Here is a 25951-nt window from a genome sequence, read left to right on the forward strand (position 1 = left end):
CAACCGCCTTGACCGATGTGGAGGTCTTGCAGGCCTCTTTGGCGACCTGCAATTTGAAACAAACCTCATATCTATTCATGTAACCCTCGGGGTTGGATCAGGTGTCCAACTCCAGGGGGTCACTTCAGGGATGGGTTCACGGCGTCCCCCGCGAATCCACCCCGCCCGGCCAACCACGGCTGTTGCTTTCAGCAACCACCCACGAGGGGCTGCGCCGATGGCTGGAAACTACCCGTAACCGCCATGCACCGGATTGTGACGACGCACCGCCATCACCAACCCGAACCCCGCCAGCAGCGACACCGCCGACGTACCGCCGTAACTGATCAACGGCATCGGCACCCCCACCACCGGCAGCAGGCCGGAAATCATTCCGCCGTTCACCAGTACATAGACGAAGAACGCCAGACCCGTGGCACCGGCCAGCAGGCGTGAGTACGAATCGCGCGACTGGCTGGCGATCCACAGGCAGCGCCCGATCACCACCAGATACAACGTCAGCACCAGCGCCACGCCGATCCAGCCGAACTCCTCGCTCAGCACCGAAAACGCGAAGTCGGTGGTCTGCTCGGGAATGAAATTCAGGTGCGACTGCGAGCCTTCGCCCCAGCCCTTGCCGTCGAAACCGCCGGAACCAATGGCGATCTTCGACTGGATGATGTTCCAGCCCGCGCCCAGCGCATCCATTTCCGGGTCGAGGAACATCATGATGCGGTCCTTCTGGTACGGCCGCAGCAACCAGAACCAGGCGACCGGCGCCACCGCTGCCACGCCGCCCACGCCCAGCCCCACCCACCACCACGGCAGGCCCGCCAGCAGCAGCACGAACACACCACTGGCGGCGATCAGCACGCCGGTGCCGAAGTCCGGCTGCAGCATCACCAGCCCAGTCGGCACACCGATGATCACCATCGCCACCAGCACCGTGTTGAAGCGCGGCGGCAGCGGCATCTTGTGCAGGTACCAGGCCACCATCATCGGCAGGCTGACCTTGAGCAGTTCGGCCGGCTGCAGGTAGAAGAACTTGAGGTCCAGCCACTGCCGGCCGTATTTTCCCGTTCCCAGCGCGAACACCGCCAGCAACGGGATCATCGAGATGGCGTAGATCAGTGGCGTGGCCGAGCGGATGCGCAGGATCGGCGCCCGCGAAATGCCCCACATCGCCGCCAGACCCACGGCAAAACGCACGCCCTGCGCCATCACCAGGCCATCGCCGCCAGCACTCTTCAACGTCGCCAGGCCGATCACCATCAGCGCGCCCAGGGCCAGGCACAGCAGCCAGTCGAGGCTGCTGAAGAACCGCTGCAGCATTTCCCCGGCCCAGCGCAGGAAGGCGCTCATCGGCTGGCCTCCGCCGCGACGGTCGGGCGAGGACCGACGGGCAACGCCGCAGCAGATGGCGAACCCGGAACCGGTGCCGGCGCCGGTGGCGGTGCGGGCATGCCGATCAGCACCGGGTGCTCGCCCAGCTCGGCGGCGGCGGCGTCGCCGGCCGGACGCGCGTTCACGTCCTCATTGTCGAAGGCGGTGATGCCGATGGCGGTGGTGCCGCGTTCGCTGTCCAGCGGCTGCATGCCTTCAGGCATCTTGCCCAGCAGCCAGGCATCGAAGATCTTGCGCGCGATCGGTGCGGCCGCCGCGCCGCCGTAACCGCCGCCTTCCACGGCGATGGCCAGCGCGATCACCGGCTGCTCGGCCGGCGCGAAGCCGACGAACAGCGCACGGTGGCGCAGGTGCATCGGCAGGCTTCTGGGATTGACCGCGGCCGTGCCCTTGCGGCTGACGACCTGTGCCGTGCCTGTCTTGCCCGCCATCGTGTACGGCGCGCCGGCCGCCATGCGTGCGGCGCTGCCACCGGGAAGCATGGTGGCCATCATGCCTTCGCGCACGGCCTGAAGATTGTTCGGGTTGGGGCTGACCGGCTTGCTCGGGCCGGGCTCCGCCGCCACCCAGTCGCTGTCGAAACCAGCACGCTGCTGCATCACCAGATGCGGCGTGCGCAGCTGGCCATTGGCCAGGCCGCTGACACCACGGGCCAGCTGCAGCGGGGTGACCTTCCAGTCGCCCTGGCCGATGCTGATGTTCACCGTGTCGCCGGGATACCAGGCTTCCTTGCGGCTTTTCCGCTTGTAGGCCGGCGACGGCAGGATGCCGGAGATCTCGCCGGTCAGATCGATGCCGGTCGGCTGGCCGAAGCCGTAGTACTCCATGTAATGGTCGAACCGCTCGATGCCCAGGTCCAATGCCAAGCGGTAGTAGTAGGTATTGACCGACTGCGCGATGGACTTGCGCAGATCGGTCCAGCCGTGACCGCCACGATGCGAATCACCCCAGCCACGCGAGGTGCCCGGCAGGTAGAACATGCCGGTCGACAGCACCTTGTCCTCCGGACGGCGAACGCCCGAATCGAGGCCGGCCAGGCCGATCAGCGGCTTCAGGGTCGAACCGGGGGCAACGCCGCCGAGTACCAGGCGATTGAACTGCGGGCGCGACGGGTTGTCGTTCAGCGCCTTGAAATCGGCATGCGAGATGCCGTTGACGAACAGGTTCGGGTCGTAGGACGGCAGGCTGACCATCGCCAGCACTTCACCGGTACGCGGGTCCATCGCCACGGCCGAGCCTTCCTGATCACCGAAGGCAGCCACCATCGCCCGCTGCAGGTCGGCGTCGATCGACAGCCGCAGGTCGGCGCCGGATTGCGCAGCGACACGACCGATGGTGCGGATCGCGCGGCCCTGCACGTTGGTCTCGACCTGCTCGTAGCCGACCTTGCCGCGCAGTTCCTGCTCGTAATAGCGCTCCAGGCCGGACTTGCCGATGTGGGTCAATGCAGCATTGCCCTCGCCGAGGATCTCCAGATCCTTGTCGTCGACCCGGCCAACGTAGCCGATGATGTGCGCGAACAGGTCGCCATAGGGATAGCGACGGGTCAGGTACGGTTCCAGCTCGACGCCGGGAAAGCGCCAGCGGTCCACCGCGAAGCGCGCCATTTCCTCATCGCTCATGCGCAGCTTCAGCGTGACCGGCAGGAACTTGCGGCGCGCCTTGCGCGACTTGTTGAACGCTTCCAGCTCTTCCGGACTGATCTGGATGATCTTCGCCAGCCCTTCCAGGGTGGCGTCCATGTCCTTGACCTTGTCCGGGGTCACATCCAGCCGGAACGCCGGCACGTTCTCGGCCAGCAACCGACCATTGCGGTCATAGATCATGCCGCGCCCGGGCACCACCGGCCGCGGCTTGATGCGGTTGGCTTCGGATCGGGTGGCGTAGATGTCGTGGTCCAGCACCTGCAGCTTGAAGTACCAGCCGCCCAGGCCCAGCAGGCAGACCAGCACGCCGAAGAAGCCCAACGCCGCACGGCGCCGGAACTGTTCGGCTTCGGCGTGCGGATTCTTGACCTGGCGGCGCGGCAGCATGGCTCAGCGCCCGCGCTTGCCGAAGCGCACCGCGTCCAGCAGTACGAACACCAGCGGCCACAGGCCCATGCCCAGCAACGGTGCCCACCAGTACGACCACGGCAGGGTCGGCTCGCCCACCAGGATATGGACCAGCGCGCTGACGATGCGATCGTTGAACAGCAGGCCGCCGATGGCCAGCATCTGCTGCGACATCGGGAAGAAGCGGATGCGCGCGCGGAAGCGCTGCAGGATGAAGGCCAGCATCACCAAGCGCAGCGCCTGCTCGCCCAGCACCCCGCCATACAGCAGGTCGGCGACGACGCCGCTGGCGAAGGCGATGCCGAGGCCGACGCGCTCGGGCGCTTCGATGACCCAGTAGGCCAGCACCAGTGCGAGCCAATACGGACGCAGCGGCTGCAGCAGCGCGGGCAACGGCAGCAGGCCCAGCAGCAGGGCCACCACCAGGCTGGCCGGCAGCACCCAGCGGTTGTCGCGAAGGCGGCTCATCGCTGCGCCTCCGGCTGCGGTTGGGTGGGCTGCGGTTGAGTTTGCTGCGGTTGCCGGCCAGCGGCCGGCACTACCGGGGAGCTGGCTGGGGGAGAGCCCCCCTCTTGTTGAGGGGGGCGCGCCGAAGGCGCGGGGGTAAGGGAGGATGCGCGGGCAGCCGGGTTCGTCGCAGACGAGGACGGCTGCCGGCCAGCGGCCGGCACTACCGGGGTAGCCTGCGTTGCTGCAGGCGCGGGGCCGGTCGGCAGCGCTGTGGCATCGGCCGGGCCACCGGGAGCGGCCTGTTCCATCTGCAGGCGCAGGTTCGGCGGAATGCGGATCGCAGCGCCGGGGCGCAGCAGCAGCACGTCGCGACCGCGATCAAGCTGCGCGGCCGGTTTCAGTTCGCCCACCAGGAAGGCATGGGTATCGTCCGGGCGCAGCGCGGTGATGGTGCCGACCGGGAATCCGGCCGGGAAGCGGCCACCGAGACCGGAGGTGACGATCTCATCGCCCACTTCCACGCCGGCGCTGAGCGGGATGTCGCGCAGTTCCAGCTTGTCGCCGCGGCCGTAGACGATCAGGCGCACGCCATTGCGGGCCACGGTCACCGGCACCGCGTGGTCGGGGTCGGTCAGCAACAGCACGGTAGAGCTGCCCGCGGTCACGCTGATCACCTGGCCCATCAGGCCGCCGGAATCGATCACCGCCTGGCCAACGTGCACGCCTTCGCGGCTGCCGGCGTCCAGCACCAGGCGCTGTTTGACCGGGTCCAGGTCGATGTCCAGGATCGGCGCCAGCTGCACGTCCAGGCCACTGCGCTCGGCCACGTTCAGCAGTTCGCGCAACTGGGCGTTGTCCAGTGCGGCGGTCTGCAGGCGGGTCAGGCGGGCGTTGGCCAGCAGCAGCTGGTTGCGCAGCTCGCGGTTCTCGGTCACCAGCTGGCCGTGGCTGGCGGCGGTGTCGCGCACCTGGCCGCCGAGCTTGCCGGGCAGGCCGGCCAGGGCCCACACCGGCTGCACCAGGCTGTTGGCCTGCTCGCGCAGACGCGCCAGCCAGCCAGCCTGGTCGTCGAGGACGATCAAGGTGATTGCCAGTGCGAGATAGGCCAGCAGCCGCAGCGGGCTGGCGGCATCACCGGATCGGGAAGCGACGGGAGGTCCGGCGTAGGGCGGCACGGCAGCGATTCAACTGGCAGAAGGCGGAAGGGAAACACGCGGGCGCCCCGCCGGTGCCGACCCGCCGATGTGGCGGGCCGCACCCCGGAGGGGCGCTGCGGGCGCAGGCAGCCGGGACGGCTTATTCCGGCGCAAAGAACTCGTTGCCGTGCATGTCGACCAGTTCCAGCGCACGACCGCCACCGCGGGCCACGCAGGTCAGCGGGTCATCAGCCACCTGCACGTGCAGACCGGTTTCCTCGGAAATCAGGCGGTCCATGTCGCGCAGCAGGGCGCCACCACCGGTCAGCACGATGCCGCGCTCGGCGACGTCGGCGCACAGTTCCGGCGGGGTCTGTTCCAGTGCCAGCTTGACCGCGCTGACAATGCCAGACAGCGGCTCGTGCAGCGCTTCAAGCACTTCGTTGGAGCTGATCTTGATCATCTTCGGCACGCCCTCGGCGAGGTTGCGGCCGGAGATTTCCATCTCGATCGCTTCCGCCTGCGGGTAGGCACAGCCCAGTTCGACCTTGATGCGCTCGGCGGTGGCTTCACCGATCAGCATGCCGTGGTTGCGGCGCACGTAGTTGGTGATCGATTCGTCGAAGCGGTCGCCGCCGATACGCACCGAGGCGGAATAGACGATGCCGTTGAGCGAGATCACCGCCACTTCAGTGGTGCCGCCGCCGATATCGATGACCATCGAGCCACGGGCCTCGGTGACCGGCATGCCGGCACCGATCGCAGCCGCCATCGGCTCTTCGATCAGGAACACGTCACGGGCACCGGCCTCCTCGGCCGATTCCTTGATGGCGCGGCGCTCGACCTGGGTCGAGCCGGCCGGCACGCAGACCAGCACGCGCGGGCTCGGGCGCAGGAAGCGCGACTTGTGCACCTTCTTGATGAAGTGCTTGAGCATCGCTTCGGTGTAGGTGAAGTCGGCGATGACACCGTCCTTCATCGGGCGGATGGTGGTGATGTGGCCCGGGGTACGGCCAAGCATCTGCTTGGCCTCGGCGCCAACGGCTGCCACCGACCGGGTACCACCAATGGCGCGATCCTGGCGCACAGCGACCACGGACGGCTCGTTCAGCACGATTCCCTGCCCACGCACATAGATGAGGGTGTTGGCCGTGCCCAGGTCGATGGACAGGTCATTGGAGAACATGCCGCGCAGTTTCTTGAACATCTGGGAGTTGATCCTGAGGGGTGTCGCGCCCAACGCGGGATGGCGAAAAAATGGGCAGAAATCGAGGTCGACAAGCCTAGCAACCTGCCTGCCGCCGAGCAAGGAGAAAACTAGCTGAACCCGCGCCTTCACAGGCTTTCGGCCTGATTGGGCATCACCCGGTTCTGGCCCTGAGCGGCACCAGCGGGTAACCTTTGCGCCGTCGGGCGCCCAAGGGCGCCGTTTGCTTGCCTGCCGAAGTGGGCAGGCCCACCCCAAAATTCACCGCATAGGCTTACATCGATGTCCGCTCTGATCTGTGGTTCTCTTGCCTTCGACACCATCATGGTGTTCCCGGACCAGTTCAAGAATCACATCCTGCCGGACAAGGTGCACATCCTGAACGTGTCCTTCCTGGTGCCGCGCATGCGCCGCGAGTTCGGCGGCTGCGCCGGCAACATCGCCTACAACCTGCACCTGCTCGGTGGCGATCCGATCCCGATGGGCACGGTGGGTTCGGACTTCGGCCCGTACCGCGAGCACTTCGATGCCCTGGGCATCGACCTCACCCGCGTGCGCGTGATCGATGAGCTGTTCACCCCGCAGGCGTTCATCACCACCGACCACGACAACAACCAGATCACCGCCTTCCACCCGGGCGCGATGATGCGTTCCTACGAAAACCACGTGCGCGACGTGCCGGGCGTCAGCCTGGGCCTGGTCGGCCCGGACGGCCGCGAAGGCATGATCCAGAACGCGCTGGAATTCCACGAAGACGGCGTGCCGTTCATCTTCGACCCGGGCCAGGCCATGCCGCTGTTCAACGGCCCGGAACTGCGCGAGTTCATCGAGCAGGCCGATTACGTGGTGGTCAACGACTATGAGTCGAACCTGCTGCAGGAACGCACCGGCTGGAACGAAAAGGAGATCGTCAGCCGGGTCAAGGCCTACATCACCACCCGCGGCCCGAAGGGCGCAGTGATCCACACCCCGGAAAAGAGCTACGACATCCCGCCGGCGCACGAGCGCCGCGTGGTCGATCCGACCGGCTGTGGCGACGCGTTCCGCGCCGGCCTGATCTACGGCATCCAGAAGGGCTTCGACTGGCTGACCATCGGCCGCATGGGCAACCTGATGGGCGCGCTGAAGGTCGAGCACCCGGGCACCCAGAACCAGCGTTTCACCTTCGATGAGTTCAACGAGCAGTTCAAGCAGCAGTTCGGTTACGCGTTGAACGCGTAAACGAACTGCCCGCGCATTCCACCCGACGCGCCAGGGGGGAATGCTTGGTCGACACTGCCGGCCAGCGGCCGGCACCGCTCTGGTAGCGCCGGGCCACGCCCGGCGGCTTTCCGATCAGATACCTTCGATTCCAGATGCAGCCCGCGCTGCGCGCTCGCCGGGCATGGCCCGGCGCTACCTCCAGCTCAGGGCCTGGCCTTCGGCAACCGGCCAGCACCGCTCTGGTAGCGCCGGGCCACGCCCGGCGGCTTTCCGATCAGACACCTTCGATTCCAGATGCAGCCCGCGCTGCGCGCTCGCCGGGCATGGCCCGGCGCTACCTCCAGCTCAGGGCCTGGCCTTCTCCGGCAACCGGCCGGCACCGCTCTGGTAGCGCCGGGCCACGCCCGGCGGCTTTCCGATCAGACACCTTCGATTCCAGATGCAGCCCGCGCTGCGCGCTCGCCGGGCATGGCCCGGCGCTACCTCCAGCTCAGGGCCTGGCCTTCTCCGGCAACCGGCCGGCACCGCTCTGGTAGCGCCGGGCCACGCCCGGCGGCTTTCCGATCAGACACCTTCGATTCCAGATGCAGCCCGCGCTGCGCGCTCGCCGGGCATGGCCCGGCGCTACCTCCAGCTCAGGGCCTGGCCTTCTCCGGCAAGCGGTACAGCTCTTTCTCGTAGGCCAGCGTGCCCCACATCGCGTAGGCATGTGCGCGCCGTGCCAGTTCCGGCCGCAGCGGCTGCGGCTGCAGCTGGTCGCTGGCCGGGTCGTAGCGGAAGCCCTGCGCTGGCTTGTCCGGCTGCAGGATGGCCACGTCGTTGCCCTCCATCCACGCCAGATTGCGGTCGTACTGCATCAGCGCGCGTCCGGGCTGCAGCCGCTGCAGGTCGGTCAGGTCCTGGCCAACGGTGGGGGTGGCATCGGCAATGCCCAGCAATGACAACAGCGTCGGCGGCAGATCGATCTGGCTGACGATGCGGGCATCGCGGCGCGCCCCGATGCCGCCGCCAAGGATCAACCCGGGAATATGGAAGTTGCCGATCGGCACCATGTTCTTGCCGAACACCCGCGAATCATGGTCGGCCACCACCAGGAACACGGTGTCCTGCCAGTACGGTGAGGCCATCGCCTTGCGGAAGAACCCGCCCAGCGCGTAGTCGGCGTACTTGGCGGCGTTGTCGCGGGTCTGCTTCGGTTGCTCGTACAGGTCGATTCGGCCGTCGGGGAACTCGAAGGGATCGTGGTTGCTGGAGGTGAACACCAGGCCGAAGAACGGCGTGCCCTGCGCTTTCAGCTGCCGGAACTGCTGGTCGGCGCGAGCGAACAGATCCTCGTCCGACGCGCCCCAGGAGCCGACGAAGGCCGGCTTGCGGTAATCCTTGCGGTCCACAATGCGGGTGAAGCCATTGGCGAGAAAGAACTCGCGCATGTTGTCGAAGTGGCTTTCACCGCCGTAGTAGAAGCCGGTGTCGTAGCCATGCCGCCCCAGCACATCGGCCAGGGTGAAAAAGCGCTGGCGGCTGGCGGGCAGCTTCACCACCGATTCGGCCGGGGTCGGCGGGAACCCGGTCAGGACCGCCTCGATGCCGCGCACCGAACGCGTGCCGGTGGCATACAGCCGCTCGAACGCCCAGCCCTGCCTGCTCAGGCGGTCGTAGTTGGGCGACAACGGTCGTCCGCCGAGACTGCCGATGAACTGCGCGCCCAGGCTTTCTTCCAGCACGATCACCAGATTGCGCGGCTTGCCCTGGTACTGCGGCGGACGCAGCGCCAGGCTCGGCAACGCGTCGGAGACGTACGCCGATGCCGGCAGGCCGCTGCTGGCGCGCAGTTCGCTGACCACCTCGGCAAGCGGCAGGTCACCGTAGACGCGAGAGGTTTCGCTGCGGGTCGCCAGTTGCCGCGCGGCATAGCCGACGGTGTACAGCGAATTCAGCGGCAAGGCGTTGATGGTGGGGTCGGTGGAGAATGCCACCAGCGCCGGATTCAAGGGCCGATGACCCAGGCTGGAACGCACGCCCAGCGCCGCCAGCAGCAGCACCAGCAACGCCAATGGCAGCCGCCATAGCCATCCGGCTTCGACTGCGAGCGCCGGGCTGTTGCCGACCCAGCGCCGCGACCCGCGAAGCAATGCCCAGAACAGCACGATCACAGCGGCAACTTCGATCACCACGGCCAGCAGATGGCCGCGCAGCAGCGTCATCCCGACTTCTTCGGGATAGATCAGATACTCCAGGAACAGCCGATTGGGGCGCAGGCCGTACTCGGCCATGAAGCTCGGCGTGGCCAGTTCCATGAACACCAGCAGCACGCTCGCCAGGATCAGCCACCACCGCAACAGATGGCGCCACGCGCGGCCCACGCGTCCCTCCAGCGGCAACAGCAGCGCCAGCACCGCAGGGATGCCGTACAGCAGGCACAGGGTCGACACATCCACCCGCAGCCCCTGCAGCAACACCGTGGACCAGCCGTCGGCAGCACTCACCCGCGCGGCATGCCACAGCGACAGCCCCAGCCGGGACAACGACAGGGCGACCAGGCCAAACAGGAAGAAGGCGGCAATCGGACACAGACGCCGGTACAGCGACACCCACGCAGCTCGGAGCATGAAAGGAATCCAGAAATGGAGCAAAGGACACCCATGCCCCATCCTTGGCAGCGGGCCACACCGGACAACGTGTTACCCGACACAACCGCCAGCGCAGCGGAACTTCCCGCCGGCACCTTCAGCATCCACCTCAGCTTCAATCGGGCTGCGGCAGTGAGCGGCGGCGGTTCCGCAACCGCTTCCGCTTCAGCCCCGGCGGGTCATTCGAAGAACGTCCCGCCGACCGCGCACAATACACTGTGATGACAGTCGGCAGTTGACTGCAGGTGCGGCCCCTGGCTACCTGCCAGCGCGCGCACAGAGCGCCGCGCTAGCCTCCCCAGCGCTCCAGCACCGCCCCGCAATCGGCCAGGTGCCAACAGGCCATGCCCGGCCACGGGTTGTCCGGGGCATTGACCAGAAGCGTACGGCTGCCCGCCGCGCGGCCGCATTCGAGATCGAAGCGGTAATCGCCCACCATCACCACCTGCGCGGGCTCAACCTGCCAGCGCTGCTGGAAGTACTGCAGGCCGGCCGGTGAGGGTTTCGGCTCGGCCTCGTCGCGGCCGATGATGTCGTCTTCGGCAAAGACGTCGCCCAGCCCGATCGCCTGCAGGGTGACCTGCGCCAGGCTGCGCACGTTGCGGGTCAGAATGCCCAGCCGGCAGCCGGCGCCCTGCAGCGCGCGTACCAGCGCCACCGCTCCCGTTGCCGGCTGGGAAGCAGCGGCCAGCGCACGCTCGTGCGCCAGCAGCCAAGCGTGCTTGGCGCTGGCCTCTGCGGCCGGCAACCCGGCCAGATGGGTGAGGATGTCATCCTCCTGCGGAATCGCCAGTTCGCGCTTGATCCGCGCGAAATCATGCACCGCCACGGTCAGCGTGCCATCCATGTCGAACACCCAGTGGCGGATCGCCGACAGCGACGACGCAGCCGCCGGTGCCTGCACGGTCAACGCCACCACGCCGGCATGCGGCTGGCATCCACGCCACCGGTCTCGAACACGGCCGTGCGCGTGCCACCGGCCTTGACCGGGAACTCGATGCTGATCGACTTGCCCTTGGCTGCCAGCTTCCACAACGCCTTCTGGTCGGTGATGAACATGGCGATCGCCTCGTCGGTCTTCGGCCGCCAGGCCGCCATGGAGACCGGCTTGCCGCCGTCCACCGTGACCTTCACCGTGCACTGCGGGCAACGGAAATCGCCGGCCTGCAGCACCAGGTAGGCATGACGCTTCCATTCGGGGTGGTCGCGGAACACCAGCTGCACCGGCTTGGCGCCGCTGCCATCCACATCCACCCGCTCCTTGCTGAAGATCTGCGCCGACACCTGGTTGCCCTTGCTGCCAACCGGAATCTGGTTGTACTGCCACAGCGCCTGCATGCGGCGCAGGTCGCGCGCGGCATCGCCCTTGGCCTTGACCTCGTCGAAGCCGGCGGCGATGCGCTCGGCGGCGGCGGTGTCCTTGTACTGGTCCAGCAGCGAGGCGCCATGCAGGCGCGCACGCTCCCAGTCCTGCGCGGCCACGGCCATGTCGTACTGCTTGGCCACGTCTTCGGCCTTGGCTTCCTTCTGCGCCTGCACGGCGGCCGCGGCGGCTTCCTGCGCCTTGCGCTCTTCCTCGGGGTTGCTGCAGGCGGCCAGTGCCAGGGTGCAGGCGGTGAGCAGGATCAGTCGTTTCATGGCGGAGTCCTTTACGGGTGCATCCCGATTCTATCGGCAGCGAAAAGCGGATACAGCAACGGCGGGTTTCCCCGCCGTTGCTGGTGAAGCAGCATCAGGTTGCCGGCCGGCGGCCGGCACTACCGTTTACTTGGCTTCAGCCTTGCCCAGCATGTCCTGCACCGAGGCGGTGGTGATCGGGTGGTAGCCCGGCTTGGCCTTCTCGAACGCCTGCTTGGCCAGCTCCAGCCCCTTCGGGGTCTTCACCAGTTCAGCGTAGATCGGCAGGATCAGCTTGCGACGGCCGACACGCTCGATGAACGCGGCAGCCGCTTCATTGGCCTGCTCGTAGCCGCTGCGGATGGTCAGCGGGTACCAGCGCATGGCGATCTCGCCATTCGGAGTGCCGGTGAAGTGGAACGCCTTGTCCAGCGTGGCCAGCTTGTCCAGCGGCTGGGTGGCACCCAGGCCGTCGATGAAACGGACCCACTCCTGGGTGCTCCACTCGGCAATCACCTGGCTGCTCGGCACGGTGCCGGCGCTGGCGAAGGCGATGCGCGCGGTATCGACGCTGCTGAAATTGCGCGACTGCGCCTTGGCTGCGAACGCCGGAATGCCCGGCTCGTCCAGCCACGCCTTCAGTTCGGCCTCGGTCACCGCCGACGGATTCTTCGGCAGCAGGTTCTTCTTCAGGTACTCGACGAACTGGTCGGTGTTGGCGCTCTGGAAGGCGTGGTCATCGAACCAGCCGCGCAGGAACGGATCGAAAGTTTCGCGGCCGAAACGCTGTTCCAGGAATTCCAGGAACCACGAACCCTTGACGTAGGCCACCTGGCTCAGGGCTTCGTCCGGGTCACGTTCATTCAGCGGCGGCAGCGCCAACGCCTGGTCGGCCGGGCTCATGTCCTTCACTTCGGCCAGCAGATCGGTCTGGTCGATCTGCTTTTCCATTTCGGCCATCTCCTTGCCATACAGGGCTTCGGTGATGCGGCCCTGGACGTAGGTGGTGAAGCCTTCGTTGAGCCAGATGTCCTTCCAGCTGGCGTTGGTCACCAGGTTGCCCGACCAGCTGTGTGCCAGTTCATGGGCGACCAGCGAGACCAGCGACTTGTCGCCGACGATCACGGTCGGCGTGGCGAAGGTCAGGCGCGGGTTTTCCATGCCGCCGAACGGGAACGACGGCGGCAGCACCAGCATGTCGTAGCGGCCCCAGCGGTATTCGCCGAACAGCTTCTCGGCGGCACCGATCATCTTCTCGGTGTCTTCGAATTCCTTGGCGGCCTTGTTGACCATGGTCGGCTCGGCCCAGACGCCGGAGCGGCCGGAGATCGGCTCGAACACCAGGTCGCCGGCGGCGATGGCCAGCAGGTAGGACGGAATCGGCTGCGGCATCTTGAAGGTGTAGTCACCGTCACGCGCGGCCTTGGGATCGTTGTCGGCGCTCATCAGCACCATCACGTCCGGGCGCGAGACCACGTGCGCGCTGTAGGTGAAGCGCACGCTGGGGGTGTCCTGCAGCGGTACCCAGGAACGGGCGTGGATCGCCTGCGACTGGCTGAACATGAAGGGCAGCTTCTTGCCCTCGGTCATCGACGGCGCCAGCCACTGCAGGCCCGAAGCGGTCGGTGCGGTGTGGTAGGTCACTTCGACCTTGGCCGGCTGTTCCGGGGTTTCGATGGTCAGCTTGCTGCCGAACACCTTGTCGGCCGGGGCCAGCACGAACTGCAGCGGGCTGCGCGCACCGTCAGCGGCGATCGCTTCGACCTTGGCGATGCTCAGCTCGCGGGTGTCCAGCACCAGCTGCTTGGCGTCCTTCTGCTTCCATTCCAGGGTGTAGGTGGCGGTGCCGCCGATCTGCTTCTGGTCGAAATCCAGCTTCAGGTCCAGCGCGATGTCCTTGACGACGACCTTGTCCGGCTCGGCGTACGAGCTTTCATCGTGGCTGCGGTTTTCGGCGTTCACGGGAGCGGCGGGAGTCTTCTGGGCAGTCGGGGCGGCGGCGGGTGCGGCCGCCTCCTGGGAGCAGCCGGCGGCCAGGGCCACGGCCAGCGGAAGGAGCATCAGCGGATTGCGCATGAATCGGGACCGTTACGGGGAACAAACCCCAATGGTACCTCTCCCCCGGCCGGGAAGCGTTGCGCGGTGCGGGGTAATGGCCGGCCCCGCGATGGCCCGGTAGGTGCCAACCTTGGTTGGCACGGATCCATCATCGCTCGCGGACGGGCGTGTGCCAACCAAGGTTGGCACCTACCAGGACCGTGCCGGGACGTTGCGTGGTAGCGCCGGGCGGGCCATGCCCGGCGACCGTCAAGGCTTACAGCTTGTAGCCGGAGTGGATCGAGACGATGCCGCCGGTCAGGTTCTTGTAGTGGCAGCGCTCGAAGCCGGCCTGCCCCATCATCGCCTTCAGTTCTTCCTGCGGCGGATGCTTGCGGATGCTCTCGGCCAGGTACTGGTAGCTGTCCGAATCGTTGGCGAACAGCTTGCCCAGCTTCGGCAGGATCTTGAACGAGTGGAAGTCGTAGATCGGCTTGAACCAGTCGGCGGTGACTTCGGAGAACTCCAGCACGCGGGCCTGGCCGCCCACCTTCAGCACGCGGAACATCTCGCGCAGGCCAGCGTCCTTGTCGGTCACGTTGCGCAGACCAAAGGCGATGGTCACCAGGTCGAAGCTGTTGTCCGGGAACGGCAGGGCCTCGGCGTTGCACTGCACGTAGTCCAGGCCCAGCACCAGGCCGCGGTTGGTCAGGCGGTCACGGCCGACCGACAGCATGCCGGCGTTGATGTCGCCCAGCACCACCGAGCCCTCGGCACCGACGCGCTCCTTCAGCAGCGCGGCGATATCGCCGGTGCCACCGGCCAGGTCGAGCACGCGGTCACCCGGCTTCACCTGCGCGGTGGCGACGTAGTAGCGCTTCCATGCCCGGTGCACGCCCATGCTCATCAGGTCGTTCATCAGGTCGTAGTTGCGCGCGACCGACGTGAACACCTGGCCGACCAGCTTCTGCTTGTCCTTGGCGTCAACGTCGCGGAACCCGAAATGGGTGGTACCGGATTTGTAGGGGGATTCGCTCATGCCCCCGATTATCGCACCGCCGGGCCCCCGCGGGGAACGCTGGCCGTATCATGGCGCCCCACGACCTACCGGAGCCCCGCATGATCACCACGCCCGACTACCAGGCCCTGCTGCAGACCGCCATTGCCGAAGCCCGCCAGGGGCTGGCCGAGGGCGGTGTGCCGATCGGCGCGGCGCTGTACCACAACGACGGCCGCCTGCTCGGCTGCGGCCACAACCGCCGCGTGCAGGAAGGTGACCCGTCCGTGCATGGCGAGACCGATGCCTTCCGCAAGGCCGGCCGCCAGCGCCGCTATCAGGACACCATCATGGTCACGACCCTGGCCCCGTGCTGGTACTGCTCGGGCCTGGTGCGGCAGTTCAACATCGGCACGGTGGTGGTCGGCGAATCGCGCACTTTCCAGGGCGGCATCGACTGGCTGCGGGAAAACGGCGTCAACGTGATCGACCTGGACAGCCAGGAATGCGTGGACCTGCTTGGCGGTTTCATTGCGCAACATCCGGAAATCTGGAACGAAGACATCGGCGAATGAGCATCCGCCACGGCTGATGAGCCCGCCTTGATGAACGCTTCAGTGCCGGCACAGCCTTGTGCCGGCAGCGTCTGCACGCTTCAACGTGAACTGCTGCGCAGTCAGCTGCGTGCGGTCAACACGCGCCACTAACATCCTGCTGCGCAGCGACGTCTAGGGTGGAATGCAACCGGGCCCCCGCCCCGGATTGGAGGCGAACATGCAAGCGCATGCCGTACGTCCTCGCAGTGACCCGGCCCTCGCCGCGATCTGGAGCCGACTGCAGCAGCAATACGCACTGCACCAGCGCAGTGCCCCGTTCTGGAGCGCCTACCAGGACATGCAGCAGGATCTGCTGCACGACCATCCCGCGACCTGGTGCGCCTGTGCAATGCGATGGCCGCCATGGCCGAACGCCTGGGTGCGGTTGAACACGCACAGCTGCTGCGCCATCGCCACGCTGGCTGCACATCACGCTGACGCGGCATGCACCGCCGCCCGGGCCACACTGTAATGGGCCCCCACTCCCTTCACCTCCAACCGATTGGATCGTCATGCACGCTGAAGTTCCCGCCATTCCCCCTGTCATCAATGTCGATGCGGAGCTGGATTACTGGCGCCGCCAGCACGCCGATGGCGCACTCGCGCACACCTCGTTCGGCACCTATGTCCCGTGGATCAAGTTCGCCTGTGATTCGCTGATCACCCAGCCACGCGCCAGCAACGCCCAGCGCGATGAGCTGTTCCAGACCCAGTACGCCCTGCAGATCATGCCGCGCCTGAGTGAAGCGCAGGCCCGCGAATTCGTCGAACGCTGCTGGCAGCACGTCTACCTGGCCAGCCCGGTGCGCAGCCAGGAAGCACCGCGCCTGCGCGCCTGAGTCCACGCCTGCTGCACGGCACCTGCACGGCCATGTGCCGATGATCGTCGCCATTCCCGTGGAACGATGACGATGAGCGCAAGGAACCTGTTCAATACGATCGCCAAGAAGGCCGCGGCCGCCACCGGCTCGCCGTGGACCTTCCTGGCCGCAGTATCGATCGTCGTGCTGTGGGGCATCAGTGGCCCCATATTCAAGTTCAACGACACCTGGCAGCTGGTGATCAACACCGGCACCACCATCATCACCTTCCTGATGGTGTTCCTGATCCAGCACACGCAGAACTCGGACACCGCGGCGATGCAGATCAAGCTGGACGAGCTGATCCGCGCCACCGCCGAGGCCAACAACGAGCTGCTGGACCTGGAAGAACTGGACGAAGAGCGCCTGGAAGAGATCCGCGCCGAGTACGAAAGGATGGCGCGCGAAGCCGGCGACGCATTGACGCGGGTACGCGCCTGCCGCACCGAGCGGCGCGACGACGAAGCGGTGTAGCCCTGCTCATTGACCGGTAGCGCCGGCCGCTGGCCGGCAACTGCACGATCCCTGTTGATCCCGCGCGCTGCCGGCCAGCGGCCGGCACTACCGGTCTGCGCGCTTACCCGCGCTCGTGCCAGCCGCCGCCCAGCACCTTGTACAGCGTGATGCGGTTGGCCTGCTGCGCCAGCTGTGTCTGCAGCTGGCTCTGCTGCGCGTTGTAGGCGGTACGACGTGCATCCAGCAGGGTGACGAAGCTGTCCAGGCCCGCGTCATAGCGCGCCTGCGACAGGCGGTTGGCCTGCTCGGCCGCTTCCACCAGGCGCTGCTGCGAGGCCGCCTGTTCATCCAGGCTGACATTCAATGCCAGCGCATCGGCGGTTTCGCGGAAACCACTCTGGATCGACTTTTCGTACTGCGCCAGCGCGATATCGCGGTCGGCGTTGGCCACGGCCAGATTCGCGCGCAGCTTGCCGCCCTGGAAGATCGGCAAGGTGATCTTCGGCAGGAAGCTCCACACCCGCGTACCGCTGTCGAACAGGCCGGACAATTCACCCGAGCCACTGCCGATGCTGCCGGTCAGCGAGATGCTGGGGAAGAAGGCTGCGCGTGCGGCACCGATGTTGGCATTGGCCGCCAGCAGCTGATGTTCCGCCGCCATGATGTCCGGGCGCTGCAGCAGCACGTCGCTGGGCAGGCCAGCCGGCGGTGGTGCCAACGCAAGCACCTGCGGTGAGATGCTGTCCGGCAGCAGCGCCGGATCCAGCTGACCACCGGCCAGCAGCGCCAGCGCGTTGCGGTCCTGGGCCAGCTGTCCACGCAGGCGTGCGGCATCGGTACGCGCGGTTTCCACCAGGGTGCGGGTCTGGGTCAGTTCCAACCCTGAACTGCCACCGCGCTCATGGCGCGCTTCGGCCAGGCGCAGCGAATCCTCATAGGTCTTCACCGTGGCTTCGGCGATTTTCAACTGTTGCGCGTCGGCACCGTAGGTCAACCACGCGGTGGCGGTCTCGGCCACCAGGCTCAGCTGCGCGTTGCGGCGGTTGGCGGCTACAGCGAAGTACTGCTGCAGCGCGGCTTCGCTCAGGTTGCGCACGTGGCCGAACAGGTCCAGTTCGAACTCGGCCACGCCGACGCCCGCGCTGAACTGCTCGGTGACCGGCACGTCGCCACCGCGGCGGTCCATCTGCCCGGTCACGGCCACGCCCGGCACCCGGTCTGCGCGCTGCACGCGGTACTGGCCACGCGCCTTTTCGACGTTGAGCACGGCCACGCGCAGGTCGCGGTTGTTGTCCAGCGCCTGGCCGATCACCTGCTGCAGGCGCTCGTCGGTGAAGAAGTCACGCCAGCCGACCGCGGCCGCATCGGCCACTTCGCCCTGCGCGGCTTCGGCCGGCCACTGCGACGGAATGGCCGGGGCCACTGCGGTGTTCTTCGGCGCCAGGGTGCCGCAGCCGGCAAGCGCCAGTGCCGCAGCGATGGAGAGGAACAGAGATGCACTTTTCATTGGAATGACTTCCATCGGTACTGCCGGATGGCAGGAGGTAGTGCCGGCCGCTGGCCGGCAACCTCATTGGATTCACATCAAGCGATCAGCAGCTGCCGGCCAGCGGCCGGCACTACCGTTTCAAATCAGCTGGTGGCGTTGCGCTTCTTGAACACGCGCTGCACCACGACGAAGAACAGCGGCACGAAGAACACGCCGAGCACGGTGCCGACCACCATGCCGCCGAGCACGCCGGTGCCGATCGCCTGCTTGGCGCCGGAGCCGGCACCGCTGGAGATTGCCAGCGGCAGCACGCCCATGCCGAAGGCCAGCGAGGTCATGATGATCGGGCGCAGACGGTCGCGGACCGCGTGCATCGTCGCTTCGATCAGCCCCGCGCCCTTCTCCAGATGCTCCTTGGCGAACTCGACGATCAGGATCGCGTTCTTGCTGGTCAGGCCCACCGTGGTCAGCATCGCCACCTGGAAATAGATGTCGCGCTCCATGCCACGGAAGGTATTGGCCAGCACCGCACCGAGGATGCCCAGCGGCGCCACCAGCAGCACCGAGGTCGGCACGCTCCAGCTTTCATACAACGCGGCAAGGCACAGGAACACGATCATCAGCGACAGGGTGTACAGCAGCGGCGTCTGCGAGCCCGCCTGGCGTTCCTGGTAGGACATCGCCGTCCACTCGACGCCGAAGCCCGCCGGCAACTGCTTGGCCAGCTGTTCGATCTCGGCCATGGCATCACCGGACGCCACGCCCGGGGCCGGTTCGCCCTGGATTTCGGTAGCCGACACGCCGTTGTAGCGTTCCAGGCGCGGCGAGCCGTAGTCCCAATGCTTGCTGGCGAAGGCGCTGAACGGAACCATCTCGCCCTTGTCGTTCTTCACCGACCAGAGATCGAAGTCCTCCGGCACCATGCGGAACGGCTGGTCAGCCTGCACGAACACGCGCTTGACGCGGCCGCGATCGATGAAGTCATCGATGTACGAGCTGCCCCACGCGGTGGCCAGGGTGGTGTTGACCTGGTCGATCGACAGGCCCAGCGAGCTGGCCTTGGCCACATCGATATCGATGCGGAACTGCGGGGTGTCTTCCTGGCCGTTCGGTCGCACGTTGGCCAGCTTCTTGCTGCCGGCCGCCAGGCCCAGCAGCTGGTTGCGGGCCGCCAACAATGCCTCGTGGCCCTGGCCGCTGTTGTCCTTCAGGAAGAACGTGTAGCCGGAGGCCGTACCCAGTTCCGGAATGGCCGGCGGCGGGAAGGCAAAGATGAAGGCATCCTTGATCTGCCCCAGCGCGGCCATCGCACGTCCGGTGATCGGCATCACGCCGTTGTCGGCGTCACGATCCTTCCAGTCCTTCAGCTTGACGAAGGCCATGCCCGCGTTCTGGCCCATGCCGGCGAAGCTGAAGCCCTGCACCGAGAACACCGATTCGACCGCACCCTTCTCGTTTTCCATGAAGTGCTTTTCGAGCGCGGCGATCGATTCCAGCGTGCGCTCCTGGGTTGCGCCCACCGGCGCCTGCACCAGCGCCATCAGCACGCCCTGGTCTTCGTTGGGCAGGAACGAGCTGGGCAGGCGCACGAACAGCACGCCCATCAGCAGGAACAGCGCGGCCACGATGCCCATGAACCGCCACGGACGGTGCAGGATGCCGCGAACGCCACGCTGGTAGCTCTCGCTGGTGCGGTCGAAGCCACGGTTGAAACCGTTGAAGAAGCGACCGGCGAAACCGCGGTGGGCGACATGGTGCTCACCCTTCTTCAGCGGCTTGAGCATGGTGGCGCACAGCGCTGGCGTCAGCACGATCGCGACCAGCACCGACAACGCCATCGCCGAGACGATCGTCGCCGAGAACTGCCGGTAGATCACGCCGGTGGAGCCGCTCATGAAGGCCATCGGCACGAACACCGCCGACAGCACCAGGCCGATACCCACCAGCGCGCCGGTGATCTGGCTCATCGACTTGCGGGTGGCTTCCAGCGGCGACAGGCCCTCTTCGGACATGATGCGCTCGACGTTCTCCACCACCACGATGGCATCATCCACCAGCAGCCCGATGGCCAGCACCATCGCGAACATGGTCAGCATGTTCACCGAGAAGCCCAGCACCGACAGCACGCCGAAGGTACCCAGCAGCACCACCGGCACCGCTATGGTCGGGATCAGGGTGGCGCGGAAGTTCTGCAGGAACAGGTACATCACCACGAACACCAGCACGATCGCTTCGAGCAGGGTCTGCACCACGCCCTTGATCGACACGCGCACGAACGGGGTGGTGTCGTACGGGATCTCGGCCTTCAGGCCGGCCGGGAAGAAGCCTTCCAGTTCCTTCAGCGTTTCATCGACACCGGCAGCGGTATCCAGCGCGTTGGCGCCGGTGGCCAGGGTGACCGCCAGGCCGCTGGCCGGCTGCCCGTTGTAACGGGTGACGAAGTCGTACGACTCGGCGCCCAGCTCGACGCGGGCAACATCGCCCAGGCGCAGTTCGGCACCGTCCTGCGCACCGCGCACGATGATGTTGCGGAACTGTTCCGGGGTCTGCAGGCGCGACTGCGCGTTGATGGTGGCGTTGAGCTGCTGGCCCTTCACCGACGGCGCACCACCCAGCTGGCCGATGGCCACCTGCGCGTTCTGTGCCTTCACCGCAGCGACCACTTCCGGCACCGACATGCCGTAGGTGTGCAGCTTGTTCGGGTCCAGCCAGATGCGCATGGCGTACTTGCCACCGAACACCTGGATGTTGCCCACGCCCGGAACGCGGCTGAGACGATCCACGACGTTGGAACCGACGTAGTCGGCGATGTCGTTGGCATCCATGCTGCCGTCTTCGGACACGAACGCGATGACGTTCAGGAAGCCCGAGCTGGACTTGGCCACGTTGATGCCCTGCCGCTGCACTTCCTGCGGCAGCAGCGGCATCGCCAGCTGCAGCTTGTTCTGCACCTGCACCTGGGCGATGTCGGGGTTGGTCCCGCTCTCGAAGGTCAGGGTGATGGTGGCCTGGCCGTTGGACGAACTGTTGGAGGAGAAATAGATCAGGCCATCAAGGCCCTTCATGTTCTGCTCGATGATCTGCGTCACCGAGTCTTCGACCACCTTGGCCGAAGCACCCGGGTAGCTGGCGCTGATTTCCACCGCCGGCGGTGCGACGTTGGGGTACATCGAGATCGGCAGCTTGAACAGGGCCAGGCCGCCGGCGAGCATGATGATGATCGCGATGACCCACGCGAAGATGGGTCGATCGATGAAGAAACGTGCCATGGAGTTCTCCGCTTACTTCGCGCCTGCGGCCGCAGCTGCAGGTTGGGCGGCGGCCGGCTTGGCCGGGGCGGCGCCCTGTTCGGTGGCATTCACGGGCATGCCCGGGCCGATCTTCTGCAGGCCTTCGACGATGACCTTGTCGCCGGCCTTCAGGCCGTCCTCGACCAGCCACTTGTCGCCGACGGTGCGGCTGACCTTGACCGGGCGCACTTCGACCTTATTGTCCTTGCCGACCACCATCGCACTGGTATCGCCCTTCGGATCGCGGGCGATGCCCTGCATCGGCACCAGCACCGCATCGCTGCGCACACCGCCGCCGATCACCGCGCGCACGTACATGCCCGGCATCAGCAGGCCATCGGGGTTGTCGACCCTGACCCGCAGCGCGAAGCTGCCGGTGGCCGGATCGACGCTGACTTCGGAGAACTCCAGCGTGCCCTTGTGTTCGAAGGTGCTGCCGTCTTCCATCAGGATGCTGACCGGCGTCTGCTGGTTGTCCTGCAGGCGGCCGGCGGCCAGTTCGCGGCGCAGCTGCAGCAGCTCGGCCGAGGACTGGGTCAGGTCGACGTAGATCGGGTCCAGCTGCTGCACGGTTGCCAGCGCCGTGGCCTGGCCGGCGCTGACCAGCGCGCCCTGGGTGACGCTGGACTTGCCGATGCGGCCGCTGATCGGCGCGGTGATGCGCGCATAGCCGAGGGTCACGTTGGCGGCATCCAGTGAGGCCTTGGCGGCGCCGACATCGGCCTCTGCCTGCTTCTGCGCGGCCACGGCGTTTTCCAGATCCTGCTGGCTGACCGCGTCGACCTTGGCCAGTTCGGTGATGCGCTTGGCGCTCAGCCGCGCCGCATTGGCGGTGGCTTCGGCGCGGGCCAGCTGTGCACGCGCACTGTTGGCCTGGGCGCGGTAGCTGGCGTCCTCGATCTGGTACAGCGGCTCGCCGACCTTGACCATCCCACCCTCGGTGAACAGGCGCTTGGCGACGATGCCGTTGACCTGCGGGCGCACTTCGGCCACCAGGAAGGCGTTGGTGCGGCCCGGCAGCTCACGGGTCAGCCCGACGGTCTCGGACTTCAGCGTGACCACGCTGACCTGGCCCGGCCCCTGTTCGGGCGCCTGGGGTTGGCCGCCGCAGGCAGCGACGGTGGCAGCGATCGCCAGCGACAACGCGAAGGGTCGGATTCGGCTCAGCAACATGATGGGAATGGCTCTTGAAGGGAGGGATCTCGGCAGGTGCTGATACGACGAATCCTCCCCTTGCAGGAGTAAGTCCGCGCGAACAGCGCCCACCCGCGTGAAGTGGGAGCCAGGACAGGCCTGCCACGCACACGACGGGAATGATGGGAAGGAAATATACATACATGCGTGTTTGTTTGTAAAGCGGTACAATTCAGCCACGTTTCACCCGCACTCGTACCCGCTCATGGCCCGCAAAACCAAAGAGGACACCCAGGCAACCCGCGAAGGCATCCTGGATGCCGCCGAAGCCTGTTTCCACGAACACGGCGTGGCCCGGACCACGCTGGAGATGATCGGTGCCCGCGCCGGCTACACCCGCGGCGCCGTGTACTGGCATTTCAAGAACAAGGGCGAGGTGCTGACCGCGATCGTCGAACGGGTGCACCTGCCCTTCATGCAGGAGCTGGAGCGCACCTCCACCGACCAGCGCGACACGCCGGTGCATGACCTGCGCGCGGTGATGATCCACTCGTTCATCGAGCTGTCCGAGGACGAGCGCCTGCGCAAGACCATGGAGATCATGCTGCGCAGCGATGCCTCGGCCGACACCAGGGTGCTGACCGAACTGCAGCAGAGCGGTTTCCGCGATGCCCTGGACCGGATGGAACGCGCCCTGCGCCGTGCCCAGGACCTGGGCCAGCTGCGCGACGGCGCCGACCCGAAGATCGCCGCGCGCATGCTGCACGCCACCGTGCTCGGCGTGCTGCACGGGGCGATGGTCGAACCGGACCTGATGGACCTCAAGCGCGACGGCATGCTGGCGCTGGACATGACCCTGGCCGCCTACGTGAAGGAAGGCGTGTTCGTACCGGGTTCGGTGCCCGAGCCGCTGCCGGAGGCGTGACGGCGCCGCCGGGCATGGCCCGGCGCTACCGCAGATTCGGCCACAAAGGTAGCGCCGGGCCATGCCCGGCGAGTACGTAACGGGTCGGAGCCCTCGCCATGGCGAGGGATCCGACCCTGCATAACGAAAAAGGCCGCCTTTCGGCGGCCTTTTTGCATTCCCGGTTACAGGATGTAACGGCTCAGGTCCGGGTCCTGCACCAGTTCACCCAGGTGCGCATCGACATAGGCACTGTCGATGGCCAGGGTTTCACCATCGCGGTCCGGTGCTTCGTAGCTGAGCGAATCCAGCAGGCGCTCCAGCACGGTATGCAGGCGGCGCGCACCGATGTTCTCCTGGCGTTCGTTCACCTGGAAGGCGATCTCGGCCAGGCGGTCGATGGCATCGGTGGTGAAGCTGACCTTGACGCCTTCGGTGGCCAGCAGCGCTTCGTACTGCTTGGTCAGCGCAGCCTTCGGCTCGGTCAGGATGCGCACGAAATCAGCCTTGCTCAGTGCACCCAGCTCCACGCGGATCGGGAAGCGACCCTGCAGTTCCGGGATCAGGTCGCTGGGCTTGGCCAGGTGGAACGCACCCGATGCGATGAACAGGATGTGGTCGGTCTTGATCGTGCCGTACTTGGTGGACACGTTGGAACCTTCCACCAGCGGCAGCAGGTCGCGCTGCACGCCTTCGCGCGAGACATCGCCACCGCCCACGTTGTCACCCCGCTTGGCGACCTTGTCGATCTCGTCGATGAACACGATGCCGTGCTGCTCGCAGGCCTCGATCGCGGCAGTGCGGATGTCGTCCTCGTTGACCAGCTTGCCGGCCTCTTCCTCCTGCAGCAGCGGGCGCGCGGCCTTGATGGTCAGCGTGCGCTTGTGGGCCTTGGCGCCACCACCGAGGTTGGCGAACATCGACTTCAGCTGCTGGCCCATTTCCTCCATGCCCGGCGGGGTCATGATGTCCATGCTGACGTTGGCGGTCAGGTCGAGCTCGATCTCGCGATCGTCCAGCTCGCCGTTGCGCAGCATCTTGCGGAACTTGATGCGGGTCTCGTTGTCCTGCGCCGACGGCTCGTTGCGCGCAGCCTCCGGGTCGAAGCCGATGCCACCGCTGCGGCGCGGCAGCAGCGCATCGAGGATGCGGTCTTCGGCGCGCTCTTCGGCCTGCGTGCGCACGCGCACTTTGGCCTGCTCGCGGTACAGCTTGACGGCGGTATCGGCCAGGTCACGGATGATCTGCTCGACATCCTTGCCGACATAGCCGACTTCGGTGAAGCGGGTCGCTTCGACCTTGACGAACGGCGCGTTGGCCAGCGTGGCCAGGCGGCGCGCGATCTCGGTCTTGCCGACGCCGGTCGGGCCGATCATCAGGATGTTCTTGGGCATGACCTCGTTGCGCAGCTCGGGCTGCAGCTGCATGCGGCGCCAGCGGTTGCGCAGGGCGATGGCGACCGCGCGCTTGGCGTCGTGCTGGCCGACGATGTGCCGGTCCAGCTCCTGCACGATCTCGCGCGGGGTCATGGTGGCGGAGGAAACTTCGATCTTGTGCGGCATGGGTGTGCTCACGAATGCGTTGTCGGTAGCGCCGGGCCATGCCCGGCGGATCAGGAATGCGTGTGACGGTTCCCCGTCACAACTCCTCGACCACCACGTTGCGGTTGGTGTAGATGCAGATGTCACCGGCGATGTTGATCGCTTCGCTGGCGATGGTGCGTGCATCCAGTTCGGTGTGCGCCATCAGCGCGCGTGCAGCGGACAGCGCATACGAACCACCAGAACCGATGGCGATGATGCCGTCCTCCGGCTCGATCACGTCGCCGGTGCCGCTGATGATCAGCGAGGTTTCCTTGTCGGCCACCGCCAGCAGGGCTTCGAGCTTGCCGAGGCGGCGCTCGGTGCGCCAATCCTTGGCCAGTTCCACCGCGGCACGCTGCAGCTGGCCATGCTTTTCCAGCTTGGCTTCGAACAGCTCGAACAGGGTGAAGGCATCGGCGGCGGCACCGGCAAAGCCGGCCAGTACCTGGCCATCGCGGCCAAGGCGGCGGACCTTGCGTGCGTTGCCCTTCATCACCGTGTGGCCGAGGGTGACCTGGCCGTCGCCGGCAATGGCCACGTGCTCGCCGCGACGAACGCAGACGATGGTGGTGGCGTGGAAAACGGTGGGATTCTGACTGGGGTCCATGCGGCCTCCGATAGCTGTTCACGGGACATGGGGACAGCCGCCGAAGCGATCAAGCCCGCACCGATAGCTGCCGTTCAGCGCTTGGCATGCGATGGCCGGTCCGGATTGGGTTCAATGCCCCACGCCACGTACCAGTCTTCACCCTGGGTTTCGATCGGGTGCTGGGTGCGGCCCGAGCCGTTGCCACAGGCCAGTGCGTCGGCAGCGCAGTAACGGTCGCAGCCCCAGCAGATGCGCTCGGGGTGCTTGGGACGCAGCGGAATGGGCTTTGCCATGGTCGGCATCTCGTCGTGGCCTGCGGCCACGATGCACCGGCGA

21 protein-coding genes and 1 pseudogene are annotated in these 25951 nt (G+C 66.6%); 6 read left to right on the forward strand and 16 right to left on the reverse strand.

Features of this window, described 5'->3' with window-relative positions:
* Nucleotides 1–228 precede the first annotated feature (228 nt).
* The 5 genes from rodA to LC407_RS20385 form a co-directional block, all read right to left on the reverse strand.
* Entirely contained in the window at nucleotides 229–1341 is a 1113-nt protein-coding gene (gene rodA / locus LC407_RS20365) for a rod shape-determining protein RodA (RefSeq protein WP_025877247.1), read from the reverse strand.
* Complete coding sequence (gene mrdA / locus LC407_RS20370) at nucleotides 1338–3416, reverse strand: penicillin-binding protein 2 (RefSeq protein ID WP_032976538.1); 2079 nt, start codon at nucleotides 3414–3416, stop codon at nucleotides 1338–1340. The genes rodA and mrdA overlap by 4 nt, the downstream gene beginning before the upstream one ends.
* A gap of 3 nt (nucleotides 3417–3419) precedes the next feature.
* On the reverse strand, nucleotides 3420–3905 hold the full coding sequence (gene mreD / locus LC407_RS20375) for a rod shape-determining protein MreD (RefSeq protein WP_025877251.1): 486 nt from the start codon (nucleotides 3903–3905) through the stop codon (nucleotides 3420–3422).
* A complete protein-coding gene (mreC, locus tag LC407_RS20380) occupies nucleotides 3902–5062 on the reverse strand; it encodes a rod shape-determining protein MreC (RefSeq protein ID WP_223483506.1) in 1161 nt (386 codons plus the stop codon). The genes mreD and mreC overlap by 4 nt, the downstream gene beginning before the upstream one ends.
* A gap of 121 nt (nucleotides 5063–5183) precedes the next feature.
* Nucleotides 5184–6230, reverse strand: a complete 1047-nt coding sequence (locus LC407_RS20385) for a rod shape-determining protein (RefSeq protein ID WP_025877255.1) — start codon at nucleotides 6228–6230, stop codon at nucleotides 5184–5186.
* A gap of 282 nt (nucleotides 6231–6512) precedes the next feature.
* Between LC407_RS20385 and LC407_RS20390 the strand changes: the two genes are divergently transcribed.
* Nucleotides 6513–7451, forward strand: a complete 939-nt coding sequence (locus tag LC407_RS20390) for a carbohydrate kinase family protein (protein ID WP_059065157.1) — start codon at nucleotides 6513–6515, stop codon at nucleotides 7449–7451.
* Between the two features lie 617 nt (nucleotides 7452–8068).
* Here the strand turns inward: LC407_RS20390 and LC407_RS20395 are convergent.
* From LC407_RS20395 to ubiE, 5 genes are all read right to left on the reverse strand, one after another.
* Nucleotides 8069–10042 carry an LTA synthase family protein gene (locus tag LC407_RS20395; RefSeq protein ID WP_223483507.1) on the reverse strand — a complete coding sequence of 658 codons (1974 nt, stop codon included), beginning with the start codon at nucleotides 10040–10042 and terminating at the stop codon, nucleotides 8069–8071.
* Nucleotides 10043–10352: 310 nt separating this feature from the next.
* Nucleotides 10353–10982 (reverse strand): HAD family hydrolase, encoded by a 630-nt coding sequence (locus tag LC407_RS20400; RefSeq protein ID WP_088101948.1) that lies wholly within the window; start codon nucleotides 10980–10982, stop codon nucleotides 10353–10355.
* Nucleotides 10970–11701 (reverse strand): lipoprotein, encoded by a 732-nt coding sequence (locus LC407_RS20405; RefSeq protein ID WP_032976539.1) that lies wholly within the window; start codon nucleotides 11699–11701, stop codon nucleotides 10970–10972. The genes LC407_RS20400 and LC407_RS20405 overlap by 13 nt, the downstream gene beginning before the upstream one ends.
* A 126-nt stretch (nucleotides 11702–11827) precedes the next feature.
* The gene (locus LC407_RS20410; protein WP_223483508.1) at nucleotides 11828–13756 is read right to left on the reverse strand and encodes a M1 family metallopeptidase; all 1929 of its coding nucleotides are present in this window, start codon (nucleotides 13754–13756) and stop codon (nucleotides 11828–11830) included.
* Between the two features lie 238 nt (nucleotides 13757–13994).
* The gene (ubiE, locus tag LC407_RS20415; RefSeq protein WP_025877269.1) at nucleotides 13995–14756 is read right to left on the reverse strand and encodes a bifunctional demethylmenaquinone methyltransferase/2-methoxy-6-polyprenyl-1,4-benzoquinol methylase UbiE; all 762 of its coding nucleotides are present in this window, start codon (nucleotides 14754–14756) and stop codon (nucleotides 13995–13997) included.
* A gap of 80 nt (nucleotides 14757–14836) precedes the next feature.
* Here ubiE and LC407_RS20420 point away from each other — a divergent pair, with 80 nt between their 5' ends.
* The 4 genes and pseudogenes from LC407_RS20420 to LC407_RS20435 all read left to right on the forward strand — a co-directional run bounded on the left by LC407_RS20420 (nucleotide 14837) and on the right by LC407_RS20435 (nucleotide 16644).
* Nucleotides 14837–15289 carry a nucleoside deaminase gene (locus tag LC407_RS20420; protein ID WP_005411083.1) on the forward strand — a complete coding sequence of 151 codons (453 nt, stop codon included), beginning with the start codon at nucleotides 14837–14839 and terminating at the stop codon, nucleotides 15287–15289.
* Nucleotides 15290–15488: 199 nt separating this feature from the next.
* Nucleotides 15489–15748 (forward strand): annotated as a pseudogene (locus tag LC407_RS20425) (hypothetical protein).
* A gap of 74 nt (nucleotides 15749–15822) precedes the next feature.
* On the forward strand, nucleotides 15823–16149 hold the full coding sequence (locus LC407_RS20430; protein WP_025877273.1) for a hypothetical protein: 327 nt from the start codon (nucleotides 15823–15825) through the stop codon (nucleotides 16147–16149).
* A gap of 72 nt (nucleotides 16150–16221) precedes the next feature.
* Nucleotides 16222–16644: a low affinity iron permease family protein gene (locus LC407_RS20435; RefSeq protein WP_025877275.1), complete on the forward strand. Its 423-nt coding sequence runs from the start codon at nucleotides 16222–16224 to the stop codon at nucleotides 16642–16644.
* Between the two features lie 103 nt (nucleotides 16645–16747).
* Here the strand turns inward: LC407_RS20435 and smeF are convergent, their stop codons facing one another.
* From smeF to smeD, 3 genes are all read right to left on the reverse strand, one after another.
* Complete coding sequence (smeF, locus tag LC407_RS20440; protein ID WP_223483509.1) at nucleotides 16748–18148, reverse strand: multidrug efflux RND transporter outer membrane subunit SmeF; 1401 nt, start codon at nucleotides 18146–18148, stop codon at nucleotides 16748–16750.
* A gap of 110 nt (nucleotides 18149–18258) precedes the next feature.
* Complete coding sequence (smeE, locus tag LC407_RS20445) at nucleotides 18259–21384, reverse strand: multidrug efflux RND transporter permease subunit SmeE (RefSeq protein WP_080149814.1); 3126 nt, start codon at nucleotides 21382–21384, stop codon at nucleotides 18259–18261.
* Between the two features lie 12 nt (nucleotides 21385–21396).
* Complete coding sequence (smeD, locus tag LC407_RS20450; RefSeq protein WP_223483510.1) at nucleotides 21397–22578, reverse strand: multidrug efflux RND transporter periplasmic adaptor subunit SmeD; 1182 nt, start codon at nucleotides 22576–22578, stop codon at nucleotides 21397–21399.
* A gap of 226 nt (nucleotides 22579–22804) precedes the next feature.
* Here smeD and smeT point away from each other — a divergent pair, with 226 nt between their 5' ends.
* The gene (gene smeT / locus LC407_RS20455) at nucleotides 22805–23464 is read left to right on the forward strand and encodes an efflux transporter SmeDEF transcriptional repressor SmeT (RefSeq protein ID WP_025877280.1); all 660 of its coding nucleotides are present in this window, start codon (nucleotides 22805–22807) and stop codon (nucleotides 23462–23464) included.
* 164 nt (nucleotides 23465–23628) lie between these two features.
* On the opposite strand, the gene hslU is transcribed toward smeT, so the two are convergent.
* The 3 genes from hslU to LC407_RS20470 all read right to left on the reverse strand — a co-directional run bounded on the left by hslU (nucleotide 23629) and on the right by LC407_RS20470 (nucleotide 25908).
* Nucleotides 23629–25005: an ATP-dependent protease ATPase subunit HslU gene (gene hslU / locus LC407_RS20460; RefSeq protein WP_025877282.1), complete on the reverse strand. Its 1377-nt coding sequence runs from the start codon at nucleotides 25003–25005 to the stop codon at nucleotides 23629–23631.
* A gap of 76 nt (nucleotides 25006–25081) precedes the next feature.
* The gene (gene hslV / locus LC407_RS20465; RefSeq protein WP_025877284.1) at nucleotides 25082–25633 is read right to left on the reverse strand and encodes an ATP-dependent protease subunit HslV; all 552 of its coding nucleotides are present in this window, start codon (nucleotides 25631–25633) and stop codon (nucleotides 25082–25084) included.
* A gap of 74 nt (nucleotides 25634–25707) precedes the next feature.
* Nucleotides 25708–25908, reverse strand: a complete 201-nt coding sequence (locus tag LC407_RS20470; protein ID WP_025877286.1) for a DUF3079 domain-containing protein — start codon at nucleotides 25906–25908, stop codon at nucleotides 25708–25710.
* Nucleotides 25909–25951: the final 43 nt, after the last annotated feature.

The organism is Stenotrophomonas sp. OVS01A (assembly GCF_019969775.1).
In the GTDB taxonomy this organism is placed as follows: domain Bacteria; phylum Pseudomonadota; class Gammaproteobacteria; order Xanthomonadales; family Xanthomonadaceae; genus Stenotrophomonas; species Stenotrophomonas indicatrix.

Coding starts and splice junctions, on each gene's coding strand:
- LC407_RS20435 (WP_025877275.1), top strand. CDS start 16,222: ATGAGCGCAAGGAACCTGTTCAATACGATCGCCAAGAAGGCCGCGGCC.
- mrdA (WP_032976538.1), bottom strand. CDS start 3,416: ATGCTGCCGCGCCGCCAGGTCAAGAATCCGCACGCCGAAGCCGAACAG.
- LC407_RS20405 (WP_032976539.1), bottom strand. CDS start 11,701: ATGAAACGACTGATCCTGCTCACCGCCTGCACCCTGGCACTGGCCGCC.
- LC407_RS20385 (WP_025877255.1), bottom strand. CDS start 6,230: ATGTTCAAGAAACTGCGCGGCATGTTCTCCAATGACCTGTCCATCGAC.
- smeT (WP_025877280.1), top strand. CDS start 22,805: ATGGCCCGCAAAACCAAAGAGGACACCCAGGCAACCCGCGAAGGCATC.
- ubiE (WP_025877269.1), bottom strand. CDS start 14,756: ATGAGCGAATCCCCCTACAAATCCGGTACCACCCATTTCGGGTTCCGC.
- hslU (WP_025877282.1), bottom strand. CDS start 25,005: ATGCCGCACAAGATCGAAGTTTCCTCCGCCACCATGACCCCGCGCGAG.
- LC407_RS20420 (WP_005411083.1), top strand. CDS start 14,837: ATGATCACCACGCCCGACTACCAGGCCCTGCTGCAGACCGCCATTGCC.
- hslV (WP_025877284.1), bottom strand. CDS start 25,633: ATGGACCCCAGTCAGAATCCCACCGTTTTCCACGCCACCACCATCGTC.
- LC407_RS20410 (WP_223483508.1), bottom strand. CDS start 13,756: ATGCGCAATCCGCTGATGCTCCTTCCGCTGGCCGTGGCCCTGGCCGCC.
- smeE (WP_080149814.1), bottom strand. CDS start 21,384: ATGGCACGTTTCTTCATCGATCGACCCATCTTCGCGTGGGTCATCGCG.
- smeF (WP_223483509.1), bottom strand. CDS start 18,148: ATGGAAGTCATTCCAATGAAAAGTGCATCTCTGTTCCTCTCCATCGCT.
- LC407_RS20430 (WP_025877273.1), top strand. CDS start 15,823: ATGCACGCTGAAGTTCCCGCCATTCCCCCTGTCATCAATGTCGATGCG.
- LC407_RS20470 (WP_025877286.1), bottom strand. CDS start 25,908: ATGGCAAAGCCCATTCCGCTGCGTCCCAAGCACCCCGAGCGCATCTGC.
- LC407_RS20395 (WP_223483507.1), bottom strand. CDS start 10,042: ATGCTCCGAGCTGCGTGGGTGTCGCTGTACCGGCGTCTGTGTCCGATT.
- smeD (WP_223483510.1), bottom strand. CDS start 22,578: ATGTTGCTGAGCCGAATCCGACCCTTCGCGTTGTCGCTGGCGATCGCT.
- rodA (WP_025877247.1), bottom strand. CDS start 1,341: ATGAGCGCCTTCCTGCGCTGGGCCGGGGAAATGCTGCAGCGGTTCTTC.
- LC407_RS20390 (WP_059065157.1), top strand. CDS start 6,513: ATGTCCGCTCTGATCTGTGGTTCTCTTGCCTTCGACACCATCATGGTG.
- mreD (WP_025877251.1), bottom strand. CDS start 3,905: ATGAGCCGCCTTCGCGACAACCGCTGGGTGCTGCCGGCCAGCCTGGTG.